The sequence below is a fragment of the Neorhizobium sp. BT27B genome, assembly GCF_050455485.1.
GTDB lineage: Bacteria > Pseudomonadota > Alphaproteobacteria > Rhizobiales > Rhizobiaceae > Neorhizobium.
The window spans coordinates 313,512-327,746 of the sequence record NZ_JBCIYT010000001.1 but is presented as its reverse complement, the minus strand read 5'-3'; the positions used below and the strand labels follow the sequence as shown (position 1 = coordinate 327,746).

20 protein-coding genes are annotated in these 14,235 nt (G+C 59.8%); 7 read left to right on the top strand and 13 right to left on the bottom strand.

The window, feature by feature from the left end; translation table 11 throughout:
- Nucleotides 1–36: 36 nt before the first annotated feature.
- The 6 genes from dprA to AAIH70_RS01745 all read right to left on the bottom strand — a co-directional run bounded on the left by dprA (nucleotide 37) and on the right by AAIH70_RS01745 (nucleotide 4,731).
- Nucleotides 37–1,179, bottom strand: coding sequence for a DNA-processing protein DprA (gene dprA / locus AAIH70_RS01770; RefSeq protein ID WP_132273246.1), 1,143 nt, complete (start codon nucleotides 1,177–1,179; stop codon nucleotides 37–39).
- Nucleotides 1,180–1,197: 18 nt separating this feature from the next.
- Entirely contained in the window at nucleotides 1,198–1,815 is a 618-nt protein-coding gene (gene plsY / locus AAIH70_RS01765; RefSeq protein ID WP_132273247.1) for a glycerol-3-phosphate 1-O-acyltransferase PlsY, read from the bottom strand.
- Nucleotides 1,816–1,827: 12 nt separating this feature from the next.
- The gene (locus tag AAIH70_RS01760) at nucleotides 1,828–3,132 is read right to left on the bottom strand and encodes a dihydroorotase (protein WP_132273248.1); all 1,305 of its coding nucleotides are present in this window, start codon (nucleotides 3,130–3,132) and stop codon (nucleotides 1,828–1,830) included.
- Nucleotides 3,129–4,070, bottom strand: a complete 942-nt coding sequence (locus tag AAIH70_RS01755) for an aspartate carbamoyltransferase catalytic subunit (RefSeq protein WP_132273249.1) — start codon at nucleotides 4,068–4,070, stop codon at nucleotides 3,129–3,131. The genes AAIH70_RS01760 and AAIH70_RS01755 overlap by 4 nt, the downstream gene beginning before the upstream one ends.
- Before the next feature lie 74 nt (nucleotides 4,071–4,144).
- On the bottom strand, nucleotides 4,145–4,459 hold the full coding sequence (locus tag AAIH70_RS01750; protein WP_132273250.1) for a type II toxin-antitoxin system RelE/ParE family toxin: 315 nt from the start codon (nucleotides 4,457–4,459) through the stop codon (nucleotides 4,145–4,147).
- Nucleotides 4,460–4,464: 5 nt separating this feature from the next.
- Nucleotides 4,465–4,731 (bottom strand): ribbon-helix-helix domain-containing protein, encoded by a 267-nt coding sequence (locus AAIH70_RS01745; protein WP_132273251.1) that lies wholly within the window; start codon nucleotides 4,729–4,731, stop codon nucleotides 4,465–4,467.
- 157 nt (nucleotides 4,732–4,888) lie between these two features.
- Here AAIH70_RS01745 and AAIH70_RS01740 point away from each other — a divergent pair, with 157 nt between their 5' ends.
- Together AAIH70_RS01740 and AAIH70_RS01735 are read left to right on the top strand one after the other, a co-directional pair.
- Nucleotides 4,889–6,541, top strand: a complete 1,653-nt coding sequence (locus AAIH70_RS01740) for an acyl-CoA dehydrogenase family protein (RefSeq protein ID WP_132273252.1) — start codon at nucleotides 4,889–4,891, stop codon at nucleotides 6,539–6,541.
- A 304-nt stretch (nucleotides 6,542–6,845) separates the two neighbouring features.
- A complete protein-coding gene (locus tag AAIH70_RS01735; protein ID WP_132273253.1) occupies nucleotides 6,846–7,169 on the top strand; it encodes a DUF6105 family protein in 324 nt (107 codons plus the stop codon).
- Here the strand turns inward: AAIH70_RS01735 and ruvX are convergent.
- Both ruvX and AAIH70_RS01725 read right to left on the bottom strand, forming a co-directional pair.
- Complete coding sequence (gene ruvX / locus AAIH70_RS01730) at nucleotides 7,115–7,600, bottom strand: Holliday junction resolvase RuvX (protein WP_132273254.1); 486 nt, start codon at nucleotides 7,598–7,600, stop codon at nucleotides 7,115–7,117. The two genes, AAIH70_RS01735 and ruvX, sit on opposite strands and share 55 nt — an antisense overlap.
- 14 nt (nucleotides 7,601–7,614) lie before the next feature.
- On the bottom strand, nucleotides 7,615–7,920 hold the full coding sequence (locus AAIH70_RS01725; RefSeq protein WP_132273255.1) for an alkylphosphonate utilization protein: 306 nt from the start codon (nucleotides 7,918–7,920) through the stop codon (nucleotides 7,615–7,617).
- A 227-nt stretch (nucleotides 7,921–8,147) separates the two neighbouring features.
- Here AAIH70_RS01725 and AAIH70_RS01720 point away from each other — a divergent pair, with 227 nt between their 5' ends.
- On the top strand, nucleotides 8,148–8,855 hold the full coding sequence (locus AAIH70_RS01720) for a metal-dependent hydrolase (RefSeq protein ID WP_132273256.1): 708 nt from the start codon (nucleotides 8,148–8,150) through the stop codon (nucleotides 8,853–8,855).
- A 53-nt stretch (nucleotides 8,856–8,908) separates the two neighbouring features.
- Here AAIH70_RS01720 and AAIH70_RS01715 read toward each other — a convergent pair whose 3' ends face one another.
- Nucleotides 8,909–9,766, bottom strand: a complete 858-nt coding sequence (locus tag AAIH70_RS01715) for a M48 family metallopeptidase (protein ID WP_132273257.1) — start codon at nucleotides 9,764–9,766, stop codon at nucleotides 8,909–8,911.
- Nucleotides 9,767–10,022: 256 nt separating this feature from the next.
- On the opposite strand from AAIH70_RS01715, the gene gatC reads away from it, so the two are divergent.
- The 3 genes from gatC to AAIH70_RS01700 all read left to right on the top strand — a co-directional run bounded on the left by gatC (nucleotide 10,023) and on the right by AAIH70_RS01700 (nucleotide 12,209).
- On the top strand, nucleotides 10,023–10,310 hold the full coding sequence (gene gatC, locus AAIH70_RS01710; protein ID WP_132273258.1) for an Asp-tRNA(Asn)/Glu-tRNA(Gln) amidotransferase subunit GatC: 288 nt from the start codon (nucleotides 10,023–10,025) through the stop codon (nucleotides 10,308–10,310).
- Nucleotides 10,311–10,372: 62 nt separating this feature from the next.
- A complete protein-coding gene (gene gatA / locus AAIH70_RS01705; protein ID WP_132273259.1) occupies nucleotides 10,373–11,854 on the top strand; it encodes an Asp-tRNA(Asn)/Glu-tRNA(Gln) amidotransferase subunit GatA in 1,482 nt (493 codons plus the stop codon).
- Nucleotides 11,855–11,936: 82 nt separating this feature from the next.
- Nucleotides 11,937–12,209: a hypothetical protein gene (locus tag AAIH70_RS01700; RefSeq protein WP_132273743.1), complete on the top strand. Its 273-nt coding sequence runs from the start codon at nucleotides 11,937–11,939 to the stop codon at nucleotides 12,207–12,209.
- Between the two features lie 4 nt (nucleotides 12,210–12,213).
- On the opposite strand, the gene AAIH70_RS01695 is transcribed toward AAIH70_RS01700, so the two are convergent.
- The 3 genes from AAIH70_RS01695 to AAIH70_RS01685 form a co-directional block, all read right to left on the bottom strand.
- Nucleotides 12,214–12,510: a type II toxin-antitoxin system RelE/ParE family toxin gene (locus tag AAIH70_RS01695; RefSeq protein WP_348639718.1), complete on the bottom strand. Its 297-nt coding sequence runs from the start codon at nucleotides 12,508–12,510 to the stop codon at nucleotides 12,214–12,216.
- Entirely contained in the window at nucleotides 12,494–12,688 is a 195-nt protein-coding gene (locus tag AAIH70_RS01690; protein ID WP_132273260.1) for a hypothetical protein, read from the bottom strand. Before AAIH70_RS01690 ends, AAIH70_RS01695 begins: the two co-directional genes overlap by 17 nt.
- 73 nt (nucleotides 12,689–12,761) lie before the next feature.
- Entirely contained in the window at nucleotides 12,762–13,019 is a 258-nt protein-coding gene (locus AAIH70_RS01685) for a YjhX family toxin (protein ID WP_132273261.1), read from the bottom strand.
- Between the two features lie 273 nt (nucleotides 13,020–13,292).
- Between AAIH70_RS01685 and AAIH70_RS01680 the strand changes: the two genes are divergently transcribed.
- Complete coding sequence (locus tag AAIH70_RS01680) at nucleotides 13,293–13,802, top strand: GNAT family N-acetyltransferase (RefSeq protein WP_132273262.1); 510 nt, start codon at nucleotides 13,293–13,295, stop codon at nucleotides 13,800–13,802.
- Here the strand turns inward: AAIH70_RS01680 and AAIH70_RS01675 are convergent, their stop codons facing one another.
- Nucleotides 13,803–14,120 (bottom strand): DUF1294 domain-containing protein, encoded by a 318-nt coding sequence (locus AAIH70_RS01675; protein WP_132273263.1) that lies wholly within the window; start codon nucleotides 14,118–14,120, stop codon nucleotides 13,803–13,805.
- Between the last annotated feature and the right edge of the window lie 115 nt (nucleotides 14,121–14,235).

Genomic DNA, 14,235 nt, shown 5'->3' with positions numbered 1-14,235 from the left:
TTTGGCATCGATGCGCGACAGATCGTTGCTGCCCTCTCAATAGGCGAGCGAAACCGTTCCGCCCGAGTGGCGATGGAGTCGGCCGGCGAGATCCAGTTCCAGCAGGATGAGATAAACAGTGGAGGCGGGCAGTCCGGTATGGCGGATGATGTCGTCCACTTCGACAGGTGTCGGGCCGAGCGCATTGACGATGATTCCGCGGGCGTCGTCATCCGGCGGCATCATGTCGTGGCCCGCGTCCTTGCCCGGTTCCTCGACGATCGGCGGTGTGAAGAGATCAAGCTGTGAGAGTGGGGCAAGGGCAGCAAGGACGTCTTCGACCCCGGTGGTGATCGTGGCGCCTTCCTTCAGCAGGTGGTTGGTGCCGTGGCAGCGCGGATCGAGCGGTGAGCCGGGCACGGCAAAAACCAGTCGGCCGAAATCCGCCGCCATGCGCGCCGTGATCAGCGAACCGGATCGTTCCGCCGCTTCGACCACCACGACCCCCAGCGAAATGCCGGCGATCAGGCGGTTGCGACGGGGAAAGTCACGTGCGCGGGGTTCCCAGCCGAACGGCATTTCGCTGACGGCAAGGCCGCAGCCTTTGGTGATGTCATCGAGAAGGGCAAGATTTTCGGGCGGGTAGGGGCGGTCAAGGCCGCCAGCCAGAACGGCGATCGTGCCGGTGTCGAGACTGGCGCGGTGGGCGGCAGTGTCTATGCCGCGGGCAAGACCAGAGGTGATGACGTAACCGGCCCGGCCGGCATCACGCGCTATCATGGCCGCGAACTTGGCGCCGCTGATCGACGCGTTGCGTGAGCCAACGATGCCAACGGATGGTCTTGTTGCCGCGGAAAGATCGCCCTTGGCGGCGATGAGGGGCGGCGCCCCTTCGATCTGGCGCAGTGCCGGCGGATAATCCGGCTCACCGATGCCGATGAAAACAGCGCCATTGCGGGATGCTGCTTCCAGTTCCCGTTCTGCTTCTATGTGCGAGGCAATGCGCACGGAGCGTGCCGCGCCACCACGCCGGGACAGTTCCGGCAGGGCCTCGAGCGCTGCCTCGGCCGAGCCAAAGTGATTGATCAGATCGCGAAACGTGGCGGGGCCGACATTGTCGCTGCGGATCAACCGAAGCCAGGCGAGCCTTTGCCTGTCGGTCAGCGCAATTCCCGTTCGTCCTGCGCTGCCCCCCGGCATTAATACCCTTTCGCCGGCCTAACCCTTCTGGCCGATCCTGCTTTCCGTACCTGCAATCAGGCGCCTGATATTTGCCTCGTGTTTCCACCACGAGATCACCGTCATGATGGCCATGACAAGCGCGACCCTCGGTTCATTTATGAACCACAACACAACCGGAATGACAAGCGTTGCAACCAGAGCGGACAGCGAGGAGTATTTCGTGATCTTCGCCATCGACAACCAGACGCCTGCAAACACCAGCACCATCCAGGGCGAGATGCCGAGCAGCGTGCCGATATAGGTGGCCACACCTTTGCCGCCCTTGAAGCCGAGCCAGACCGGATAGAGATGGCCCATGAAGGCGGCAAAACCGGCGAGGGTTGCGGCATCCTTGCCGAACAGCAGATAGGCGATGACCGCCGCGGCTGTTGCCTTCAGGGCATCCAGCAGCAGCGTTGCGGCCGCAAGTTTCTTGTTGCCGGTGCGCAAAACGTTGGTGGCACCGATATTGCCGGAACCGATCGAGCGGATATCGCCCAGACCGGCGGCACGGGTCAGAAGCAGGCCGAAGGGGATGGAGCCGAGCAGATAACCGAACGCGAGTGCGCCGATGGCCACGCCCCAGGTGATCTGCCAGTTGAAGAGTTCGCTCACGCTTCGTTCCCCTTAAAGTGCATGCACGCAGCGGCCGCCGACATAGGTGGCAACCACCCGACCGCTGAAGCGGGCGTCGTCAAACGGCGTATTCTTCGAACGCGACAGCAGCATGTCCTTCGACAGCAGCCAAGGCTCTTCGAGATCGATTAGTGTGATGTCGGCCTTGGTACCCGGTTTCAACGTGCCGGCGTCCAGACCAAAAATCTGGGCAGGGCGTGTCGACATGGCGTCGATCAGGCGCATCAGCGGCACCTGTCCGGCATGGTGCAGGCGAAGCGCTGCCGAAGCCATGGTTTCGAGGCCGACCGCACCATCGGCGGCGTCGGCAAAGGGCAGACGCTTGGTGTCGACATCCTGCGGATCATGCGAGGAGACGATGATGTCGATTGTGCCGTTGGCGAGAGCATCGACCATGGCGACACGGTCATCTTCCGTGCGCAGCGGCGGCGACAGCTTGAAGAAGGTGCGATACTCGCCGATGTCGTTTTCGTTGAGCGTCAGGTGATTGATCGACACGGCGCAGGTGGCGTTCGCACCGCGGTTACGGGCAACGCGCATGGCCTCTGCCGATTCCGGTACCGACAGCTTTGAGGCATGGTATTTTGCACGCGTGAGTGCTGCGATGCGCAGGTCGCGCTCCAGCGGGATCAGTTCGGCTTCCTTCGGCACGCCGGAAAGGCCGAGCCAGCTCGCCAAAAGCCCCTCGTTCATGACGCCATTGCCAAGATATTTTTCACGCGGCTGCAACGCGATGACGGCATCGAATTCGCGCGCATAGGTCATGGCGCGGCGCAGAAGCAGCGTATCCGACAATCCGTGATGCCCTTCGGTGAAGGCAACCGCCCCGGCTTCCTTGAGGAGGCCGAATTCGGTCATTTCCTTGCCTTCGAGACGCTTGGTCAGGGCGGCTGCCGGATGCACGTTGACGATGGCCTTGTCGCGTGCCGTCTTCAGCACGAATTCGACCAGCGCGATGTCGTCGATGACCGGATCGGTGTCCGGCATCATGATGAAGGAGGTGACGCCGCCGGCAGCGGCCGCGCGCGATGCGGATTCGATCGTTTCGCGATACTCTGTGCCGGGTTCGCCGACATGGACGCGGGCATCGACGAGGCCCGGTGTGGCGACGAGACCTTTGCCGTCGCGGACCGTGGCGCCGTCCGGGCGGCCCTGGTTCAGCGCATCGGCACCGGCGGCGACAATGTGGCCATCACTGCCGACGATGATCGTGCCGGTTTCGTCGAGATGACGCGACGGATCGATGATGCGGACGTTTTCGATGACGAGAGGTTTGTCGAGAACGGGAGCGGTCATGCGCGTTCTCCGTTGTTCTGGGAAAGAAGCAGGGTTTCCATGACGGCCATGCGCACGGCAACGCCCATTTCCACCTGTTGTTCGATCACACTCTGCGGACCATCGGCCACTTCCGAGGCGATTTCGACGCCACGGTTCATCGGGCCGGGATGCATGACGAGCGCGTCTTCCTTTGCGGCTTTCAGCTTTTCGGCATCCAGGCCGTAGAAACGGAAATATTCGCGCACCGACGGCACGAAGGCGCCGGCCATGCGCTCGCGCTGCAGGCGCAGCATCATCACGACATCGGCGTCCCTGAGGCCTTCTTCCATCGAATGGAAAACCTCTGCGCCCATCTCAGCAATGCCCGAGGGCAGAAGCGTAGAGGGGGCGACGACACGGACGCGGGCGCCCATGGCATTCAGCAGCAGGATGTTGGAGCGGGCCACGCGCGAATGCAGAACATCGCCGCATATGGCGACGATGATGCGTGACAGCTTGCCCTTGGCGCGGCGGATGGTCAGCGCGTCGAGCAGTGCCTGGGTCGGGTGTTCATGCTGGCCATCACCGGCATTGACCACCGAGCAGGCGACCTTCTGGGCAAGCAGGGCTGCAGCACCGGCCGATGAATGGCGCAGAACCAGCACGTCGGGGCGCATGGCGTTCAGCGTCATCGCGGTGTCGATCAGGGTTTCGCCCTTTTTCACCGACGAATTGCCGACCGACATGTTCATCACGTCGGCGCCGAGGCGTTTGCCGGCCAGTTCGAACGAGGACTGGGTCCGCGTCGAGGCTTCGAAGAAAAGATTGATCTGGGTAAGCCCGCGCAGTGTGGACGTCTTCTTTTCCCTCTGGCGGGAAATCTTCACGGCCTCATCGGCCTTGTCGAGAAGAATGGTGATGTCCTGTTCGGTAAGGCCCTTGATGCCAAGCAGATGGCGATGGGGAAAGAAGACCACGTAAACGTCCTCCGTGTCAGTCACGCGGTCTATAAAGAGTGGGGCAGTTGCCCGCAAGCGGGAACGGCCGTTATCTACGGCTTGTTTGTGATGATGGCGCGGTAGTCACGACCTTTGAAGAAGACGTTGGTAATCTCAACCGTCTCTTCAACGACCCGATAGAGAATGACGGCGCGGTTTTCGAAGGGAACCATCCGAATGCCGTTGCCGAGATCCGGACGAGCGACACCGCCGAGAGGCGCGTTGCCGATGCTTTCGCAGCGCGCCATCAGTCGATCGACCAACCGCTGAGCGATGGAAAAGCGTTGGCTTGTTTCGAGTACGTAGATAAATACTGCTTCGATGTCGTCTTTTGCCGTCGGCCTGTACTGGATCGGCAGACGCTTCATTGCGCTTAGCCTCGATGGCCGGCGTAAAGGTTCTCGATATGCTTATGCATCTCGGCACTGCTCAAATTGGGGCGGGGATCGTCCAGTGACGCGCGCACTTGCTCACGAACAGCGTCGAGTTGTGTGTCCTGTGCTTCTTCCTCGCGCAAAAGCGCATCAATAGCCGCGCGCATGACATCGCTTGTCGACTGGTATCGACCCGCGTCAATCCGGTGCTCGATCGCTTCGATCATTACTTCCGGCAGTTCTATGCTGAGTTTTCGCACGCTCATGGATCTCTCCCGCAGTGCCGGTCATTTTAGGGTCAACGCAGCCATTTCGCAAATGCCGCCAATTAAGTTTCTGCCATTGGCAGCTTTTTGTCTGAAAGCTGAAAATCGATTGGCAATGGCCGTTTCCACGCAATGTAACTTCCGCTAGAACCGGCTCATGAATGAGATGTCTCGCGACGAAGAAAAAAATGCCGAACTCAACCAGCCAGGTCTCTGGAGCGGGGTCAATGCCTATCGCTCCGATCCGCTGATCGTTGACCTGACGGCTGGCCTCAATCGCAGCCTGCGCGAGGAATATGATGCGCTTGGTCGTTATGTGACGTCGCCGGAGGCGCAGGATCTGGCGCGCATGGCCAACGAGAATGCGCCGACGCTGCGTACCCACGGGCCGCGTGGCGAGCGACTCGATCAGGTCGAGTTCCATCCGGCCTGGCATGCGCTGATGCGTCGCTCGATGTCATCGGGTCTGCATTCGTCATTATGGGAAAGCGTGCCGGAAACCCGCGGTGCTGCCCATCGTGCGCGCGCCGCCCGCTTTTACCTGACGTCGCAGCTGGAATGCGGCCATCTGTGCCCTCTGACCATGACCAGCGCATCGATTGCAGCACTCATGGCATCGCCGCGTGTGCAGAAGGAATGGGCGCCGAAAATCCTGTCGCGCAAATATGATTCGACCAACAAGCCGGCCTTGCAGAAGAGTGCGGTGACGATCGGCATGGGCATGACCGAAAAGCAGGCGGGCACTGATGTGCGTGCCATCCGCTCGTCGGCGGAGCGGGTCGGTGAAGGGGTTTATCGCCTTTCCGGTCACAAATGGTTCATGTCGGCGCCGATGAGCGACGCCTTTGTCATGCTCGCACAGACACGCGAAGGCATGGGGTGCTTCCTCGTGCCGAGGCTTCTGGAAGACGGTTCGGCGAACGGCCTGCGCTTTCAGCGTCTGAAGGACAAGATCGGCAACCGTTCGAACGCCTCGTCGGAGGTCGAGTTCAACGACGCTTTCGGTTACCTGCTTGGTGAGCCAGGTACCGGCATTCGTACCATCCTCGATATGGTGACCTTGACCCGCCTTGATTGCGCGCTGGCATCGGCCGGCATCATGCGCGCTTCGCTGTCGGAAGCCGTGCACAATTGCCGTGGGCGCAGCGCTTTCGGCAAGAACCTGATCGACCAACCGCTGATGACGCGTGTTCTGGCCGATATGGCGCTGGATGTGGCGGCGGCCACCGCGCTTGCCTATCGCCTTGCCGAAGCTTTCGACAAGGCGGGCACGTCACCCGCGGACGCTGCCTATGCCCGTGTCATGACGCCGGTGATCAAATACTGGAACTGCAAGATCGCCCCTTCGCTGATCTACGAGGCGATGGAGTGCCTCGGCGGCAACGGTTACATCGAGGAGCGGCCGATTGCCCGCCATTATCGCGAGGCTCCGGTCAACGCGATCTGGGAAGGTTCCGGCAATGTCATGGCGCTGGATGTTCTGCGCGTCTTGTCGCGCGGCCGCGACCTGTTCGAGACTGTCATCAGCGGTTTTGAGCGTGACCTTGGTCCTTCCGGCAAGAAGACAGTGGAAGTGCTGCGCGCCGCCATGGCTTTGGCTGAACGGGACGAGGGGGCTGCACGCCTGCTGATCGAGCAACTGGCGCTGGCCGCCGGCGCTGCCGAACTTGCACGGCTCGGTGCCGGAAAAATCGTCGATGCTTTCGTGGAAACACGTCTCGCCGGTGGCTGGCGCTCCACTTACGGCATGCTGGACTCACGATTCGACGCTTCCTACATCGTCGATCTGCTTTATCCCGCTGCCAGCTAACGCTTGCAAAACCCCGACTTTCCACAGGCTTCACCCCGTCGTTAACCATACGGCGGGGTTTTCGTTGCGGCCGGCCGCTTGCGCTCTAAGTTGGGGTTAATAGAAAATTAACCATCGCAAGGCGGCGTTTGCTCTTTATGGGAACGACTTATTTCCATAAGTATTTGCTAATCTCAGCGGTCGCGTTTTTCGCGGTCCTCGCTCTGGATATCGCGGTTCCGACCGTCGTGCTCAGTGGGATGGCATTGTTGCGGTGGGTGGTGTCGCTGGAAATTGGTCCGGCGACAATGGCAAGGGGTGCCGCATGAAGTGGTTTCTGATTCTGTGGGCAGGTCCTGTCCTGCTCCTGGGGGCGTGGTACGGCCTGTCCTACTACGACATCAGCTTTGGCTTCTTCATGCTGACGCGCCAGACGCACGATCTGGTGTTTGAAGTCTACAGTCAGATATTGGGTATTCCCGCCGAAGACCTTCCGCCGCTTGTGGCGCGGGCGATCGCTTTCGACAGTCTGATCGTGTTTGCCATCATCGCATACCGCAAGCGCAAGGCGATTGCCGCCTGGTGGAACGGTCGTCAGTCTTCGGAGCCGGTCCTGCCGAGCGACAAGAGCCTGTCCAGCGCGCCCTGAAGAATGAAGCTGGCGGCGGCCGAATCGATACGTTCGGCCCGCTTGGCGCGCGATACGTCCATTTCCAGAAGGGCCCGTTCGGCCGCGACCGTCGATAGCCGCTCATCCCAGTAGATAAAGGGCAGGGCGGTCTTGTCTGACATCGAACGCACGAAGGCGCGTGTTGCCTGCACGCGCGGTCCGGAGGAACCATCCATGTTCATCGGCAGGCCGATGACGAAGGCCGCGACTTTCTCCTTTTCTGCAAATGCCAGCAGCACTTCCGCATCCTGCGTGAATTTCACCCGCTTGATGACCGTGCGCGGCGAGGCAAAACGGCGCCCCAGGTCCGACATGGCAAGGCCGATCGTCTTGGTGCCGAGGTCGAGCCCGGCGATCGCCTGATTGGGCGAAAGCTGTAAAGCCAGTTCCTCGATTGTCAGCGTTGCCATATCCGGTTTCCTGTTCAGCTCTTCTTGCGGACGAATTCGGTGCGCAGCACCAGTCCCTTGATCGTATCATGCCGGCAATCGATTTCCTCTGGATTGTCCGTGAGGCGGATCGAGCGGATGACGGTGCCCTGTTTCAGCGTCTGGCCGGCGCCCTTGACCTTGAGGTCCTTGATCAGCGTCACGGCATCGCCATCGACCAGAGTATTGCCGGCGGCATCGTGCACGGCATTCTGTGCGGCGGCCTTGGCAGCCACTTCCGATGCGGGCAGCCATTCGCCAGTCGCTTCATCATAAACATATTCGTCGTCATTGCCGGCCATATCGGTACCTTTACGTGATGCAAAATGAAGTTTTGCCCGCAGCCATTTGAGATTGCAGCAGTTCCGGTCGCTTAACCTACCCAAGGCGGGCTTGCAACCGAGCGCGTCCGGTCCTGCCACCACTGGTCTGTCGCATTGACGGCGTAATGGCGTAGAACCGCGTTTGCGATGTTGTCACCAAGGCGATCCGCCTTATATTGAAGTCCCCACATTCCAAGGAGTTACCCATGAAGCTCACCTGGCTCGGCCATGCCGCTTTTCGTCTCGAAACAGCCAAGGCAAAAATCCTTATCGACCCTTTCCTGACCCACAATCCCAGTTTTCAGGGTCTGAACCTCAAGGATGCGACCGAAGGCGTAACCCAGATCCTGCTTACGCATGGTCATGCTGACCATGTCGGTGACACGATTGCACTCGCCAAGGAGACGGGTGCAACGGTGTTCTGCAATGCCGATCTTGGGGACTGGCTGAGCAAGCGTGGCGTCGACAAGCTCGAACTGGCCGGCACGGGTGGCACTGTGTCATTCGACGGTTTTACTGTTACACTGACGAATGCGCTTCATTCCTCAGCCGAGGTGACAGAGGACGGCATCGCCCATTCTCTCGGCAGCGCCAATGGCCTGATGCTGCATATCGAGGATGAACCTTCGATCCTGCACATGGGCGATACGGACATCTTCTCCGACATGGGTCTGATCAACGAGCTGCACGCGCCGGATATCGGCATCGTGCCGGTTGGTGACCGCTTCACCATGGGCGGCGCGGTGGCAGCACTCGCCTGCCAGCGCTTCTTCGATTTCAAGCATGCTATTCCCTGCCACTACGGCACGTTCGGTCTGCTCGATCAGACACCCGAAAAATTCGTGAAGGGCATGGAAGGCATGAAGACCAATATCGAAGTGCCCAAGCCGGGCACGGTTCTGAGCTTCGACTGATATCTTTGAATTGCGCCATGCCGGTTCGTCCGGCATGGCGCCTGTTCGAATGATCAGGCCATCTGCGGTTCGACGCGCACGGAAGGCGCGCTGACCTGCGGTGCGAAAGTGCCTGTCGGAGTCTTCTGTGCGAACTGGCCGACGGCTTCGACGCGGCGCGTCAGGCGCGGATAAAGCGAGAAGATGTGCAGGAAAAAGCCGGCAGTCGACGGCACCATCTTTTCCTGTGCTTCGAACGCGGCAGAGTTCATCTGGGCGTTCAGCTTGGCGCTGCCGCAGGCGAGCATCTGCAGCGCGGTGCGCGAAGCCTGCAGGTTGTTCGATACGATATAGCCGACACGGTCGCAGGTGAGTTCACGGCCACGCGAATAGGCCTGCGAAATGAACGGCACCATATAAGCGGGCAGGCGAATGAGGCCCGGAACCGTATCGAGGTGGCCTGCAACATGGTGGCCGAGCTCATGGCCAATCACGAACTTGACCTGTTCTTCATCGTCCGCGTCGATCAACTGCGACGTCAGCCAGATATAACGGGTGCGACCGACCAGCGTCAGGGCCATGGCATTCATCACGCCGCTGGAATTGTAGACGAATGCCTGCGGTACGTCCTTGAGGCCAAGCGCCTGTGCGCCTTCCTGGACCATCTTGTGCAGATGCGGGAACTGCTGTTCGCTGATCATCACGTAGTGCCCGATCATATAGGCGCGCAGCAGGGCGCGTGTGACGTAGCTCACGAACCAGAAGATCAGGCCATATGCCAAATATATGACGAGGATGAGGGCGCTATCCTTGATGGCGATGGTGGCGAGGGCGAGAGCAACCACCGCCCAGATGAACACGCCAAACGCCAGCATCAAGGTTCCGTAGAATTTCTCCTTGGGATGCCGAACTTTTGAAATCTTGAAATCCATGTATTACCCGTCCTGTACTCGAAAAATGTTACCCAGCTGCCCAGTGACTGGCGGGTTAATCATTCGTTAACGGGAAAGTGAACGGTAGATTCCGCAATCGCGACGAAAATTTGCAAATATCAAATCTGACTGCCCGGCCAAACCGCCGGGAATGACGTGATCAGGGGATTTGCAGCGTCATGCCAAGCTTAGGCAGTTGCGAAGGGCGAGCGTGGCCATTATAGCGGGGGAACTTCTTATTCCCTCGGAGAATGCCATGTCCGTCGATCTTGCCACCGTCAAGCGGGTTGCCCGCCTTGCTCGTCTCGCTGTCAGCGAAGAGGAGGCCAATCGCATGGTCGGCGAGCTGAATGGCATCATCAATTTCGTCGAGCAGCTTTCCGAAGTCGATGTGACGGGCGTAGAGCCGATGACATCGGTGACGCCGATGGCAATGCGCAAGCGCACCGATGCCGTGACCGATGGCGACAAGGCCGACGATATCGTCGCCAATGCCCCGGAAACCGATCGCAATTTCTTCCTGGTGCCGAAGGTCGTCGAATAAGCGCTTTATCGCGCATTCCGTCCCTTTGCCCTGCCAGCCCAAAGCATCCGAAAGCCGCACCCATGACAGAACTCACCAGCCTGACCATTGCCGAAGCCCGTGACAAGCTGACCTCGAAGGCGATCACTGCCGTCGAACTGACCGACGCCTATCTCGGCGCCATCGATGCCGCCAACGCGACGATCAACGCCTATATCACCGTGACGCCGGACAAGGCGCGCGCCATGGCAAAGGCGTCCGACGAACGTATCGCGAGCGGCAAGGCCGGCGCGCTGGAAGGCATTCCGCTGGGCATCAAGGACCTGTTCGCCACCGAAGGCGTGCACACCCAGGCCTGCTCCCACATTCTCGATGGCTTTGAGCCGAAGTACGAATCGACTGTCACCCAGAACCTCTGGGACGATGGCGCAGTCATGCTCGGCAAGCTGAACATGGACGAGTTCGCCATGGGTTCGTCCAACGAGACCTCGTATTACGGCCCGGTCATCAACCCGTGGAAGGCTGAAGGTTCGAACCAGCAGCTGGTTCCGGGTGGTTCGTCCGGCGGTTCGGCCGCAGCCGTTGCAGCGCATCTGTGCGCCGGCGCCACCGCCACCGACACCGGCGGCTCGATCCGCCAGCCGGCAGCCTTCACCGGCACCGTCGGCATCAAGCCGACCTATGGCCGCTGCTCGCGCTGGGGCACGGTTGCGTTTGCCTCCTCGCTCGATCAGGCCGGCCCGATTGCCCGCGACGTGCGCGATGCCGCCATCCTTCTGAAGTCGATGGCATCGGTCGATGCCAAGGACACGACCTCGGTCGATCTGCCGATCCCTGATTATGAGGCGGCTCTCGGCCAGTCGGTCAAGGGCATGAAGATCGGCATTCCGAAGGAATATCGTGTCGACGGCATGCCGGAAGACATCGAAAAGCTGTGGCAGAAGGGCATTGCCTATCTGAAGGATGCCGGCGCAGAAATCGTCGACATCACCCTGCCGCACACCAAATACGCGCTGCCGGCCTATTATATCGTCGCACCGGCAGAAGCCTCGTCCAACCTTGCCCGTTATGACGGCGTTCGTTACGGCCTGCGCGTCGACGGCAAGGACATTGCCGACATGTACGAAAAGACCCGCGCCGCCGGTTTCGGCACCGAGGTCAAGCGCCGCATCATGATCGGCACCTATGTTCTGTCTGCCGGTTATTACGATGCCTATTACCTGCAGGCGCAAAAAGTTCGCACGCTGATCAAGCGCGATTTCGAACTGGCTTTCCATGCTGGTGTCGATGCCATCCTGACGCCGGCCACACCGTCGTCTGCCTTCGGCATTGCCGACGAAGCGCTGGCTGCGGATCCGGTCGCCATGTACCTCAACGACATCTTTACCGTGACGGTGAACATGGCCGGCCTGCCGGGCATCGCCGTTCCGGCCGGTCTCGACGCCAAGGGCCTGCCGCTCGGCCTGCAACTGATCGGCAAGCCTTTCGAGGAGGAAACGCTGTTCCGCACCGCCCATGTCATCGAACAGGCAGCCGGCAAGTTCACGCCGGCCAAGTGGTGGTAAGCGGGCTAAAAATTCGGGAAATGACTGTCGCCGATCACCTTGTGGTCGGGGAAGTTGTTTTAGGGGTGCTGAGGGAGGATGTCTGGTGAATTCGCTGCTGACCCTTGTTGAAGCCTTTGATCGTCTCGCGGCCGCCGGCTTCGCCATGGGCCCGGAATGGGAAGCCGGTCACGATCTCTGCCAGGCGCATGAAGGCAAGGCGGAATTCGACTGGGGACATGCGCTCTGCCACCGCATCGAAGGCGACGAATGGAATGCCGGTTACTGGTACCGGCGCGCGGGTAAGCCGGTTGTGGCCGGATCGTTTGCGGAAGAATGGGCGGCGATGCGGGTGGCGCTTATCGGCAGTTCATAAAGCGTCAGTCGGGCTGTGGTGGATAATTTTGTCTGTTGTGAACAATCGTCAAAATGTCGAGTTCGCTGGCGGATATGATGCGGTAAACGATTGTATAAGGCAGCCCCGAGATCGCAAATTCACGCGTGTTTTCCATGTCGCCGACACGGCCCATCAATGGAAAACTTTCAAAGATTTCGATGATCTGCCGAATGCGCGATATGACGCGATCGGCAGCCATAGGATCATTCTTGGCAATCTGACGATGAATGTGTCTCAGGTCGGCAATGGCCAGCGGCGTGAGATTAACGTTCAAGTCCAAATTTCTCCCACACGGTCTTGGCGGGCACCATGCACGAGCGATCTTCGGCCTGCTTCAGTGCGGCTCTGATCTTGCGTTCTTTCCATGCGAGATAGTCCGGGTCGCTGGCGGGTGCCTGCGGCTCGGTCAGTTCTTTAAAGCTGAGGTCTTCCTTTAACTCGCTCATGACGGCGAACATACTCTGAAACCGGAGTTCAGCCAACTGCCGTATTGAAAATGGCGGACGCCGGCAGAGCGCCCGCCATCGTTACCTACCGATTATCCTGCTCCGCCCGCACCAGCACCAGCCCCCTCTCGGTGATGCGATACGGCTTGCCGCCCTCAGAGCGGATTGCCTTTTTCTGCTTCAGCTTGCGAAAGGTCGGTAGGTCGAGGCGGGAGAAGGCCCAGCCCTCGCGGGTGATGAGTTTCAGTTTCTCGATTTTGCGATCGTCGTCGCGGGTAATCTCGATCCGTCCGCCCTGGGCAAGCAGGTGGAGAATGCGCTGTTCGGCGCGGGAAATATCCATGATGTGATGTCCGGGAATGCCTTTGAGAAGGCATGCAAAAACGTTGCCGGCGCGAATGTGCGTCGGTGTGGATCGTTTTTGTCTGGGCCGGCGGCAGCGAAGCGGGCCGGCCCCTTACCGGGTCTCTTTCGAGGACATCAAAACTCCTGGAACGATGATGGCATTTTTACAGGTTTTCCACTGCCGTCAAGCCGGGTTGCGGATCGTCAAGACATGTTGCGCTGGCCAAACGGGTATCGCGGTGGTCTACTCGTCATTGTAGCAGGGGCCGCCATGATCAGCATTCGCAATGCGCGTGACGACGAAACAGCAATCTTGAGGGAAATCGGTGTTCGCGCCTGGGAGCAGGCGGTGGCGCCGATTGGCGCTACTGCCGAAATGCACGCCAATGCCGAAATCGCCTTTGAAAACTTTACCCGGTCTTCGTGGCTGACAATCACGGTGGCAGAACTGGATGGCGCAGTCGCGGGTTGGGCGGCGCGTGAAGGGCTGGATGAGACCGTGACCGATTTCTGGGTGGATCCCGCCTATCAGCGGCAGGGCGTCGGAACGGCATTGCTGGAAGAGGTCGAGCAGGAAATCCTGCGGCAGGGATTTGTCGTTGCAAGGCTCGAAACCCATGCCCGTAATACCGATGCCGTCGGGTTTTTCGAAAAGAACGGTTATGCCGTCAATTGGCTGTCGGTCGCCTATTCACCGAAGATCGATCAGGATGTTCAGTCCGTCGGCCTGTCCAAACAGTTGGCCATCGAAGAGCCGAGCACTTACGGGCCGAGCTTCTGATCATTCCATCAGGGTAAGCAGTCTCGCCAGCGTGCCGGCCGGCGCAAACAGCCAAAAGGCTGCGATGACGACATGTAGTCCGACGATTGTCATCAGGATTGATCGAAACGGTTCCTTGCGCGTCTTGTGCCGCAAAAGCCGTTGCGCGGAAACGGCGCCAAGGCTTCCACCCAGAAATGCGAGTGTCAGCAGGGTGTTTTCGCTCACCCGCCATTCGCCTTCGATCGCCGCCTGCTTGTCCCACCAGTAGACGCAGAAGACGATGACGTTGAAGAGCAGGTAGATCAGGAAGAGAGTGAAGGGCTGTCCGAGTTGCATTTGCGCATGATGACCTTTGCCGGTTAAGTTTCTGTCGCATTCTTCGATGCTGTTTTGCCGCTAGGAGAGGGCATGTGCTTGCGCCTTGGCGTCATATGCTCTACCTCCAGAAACT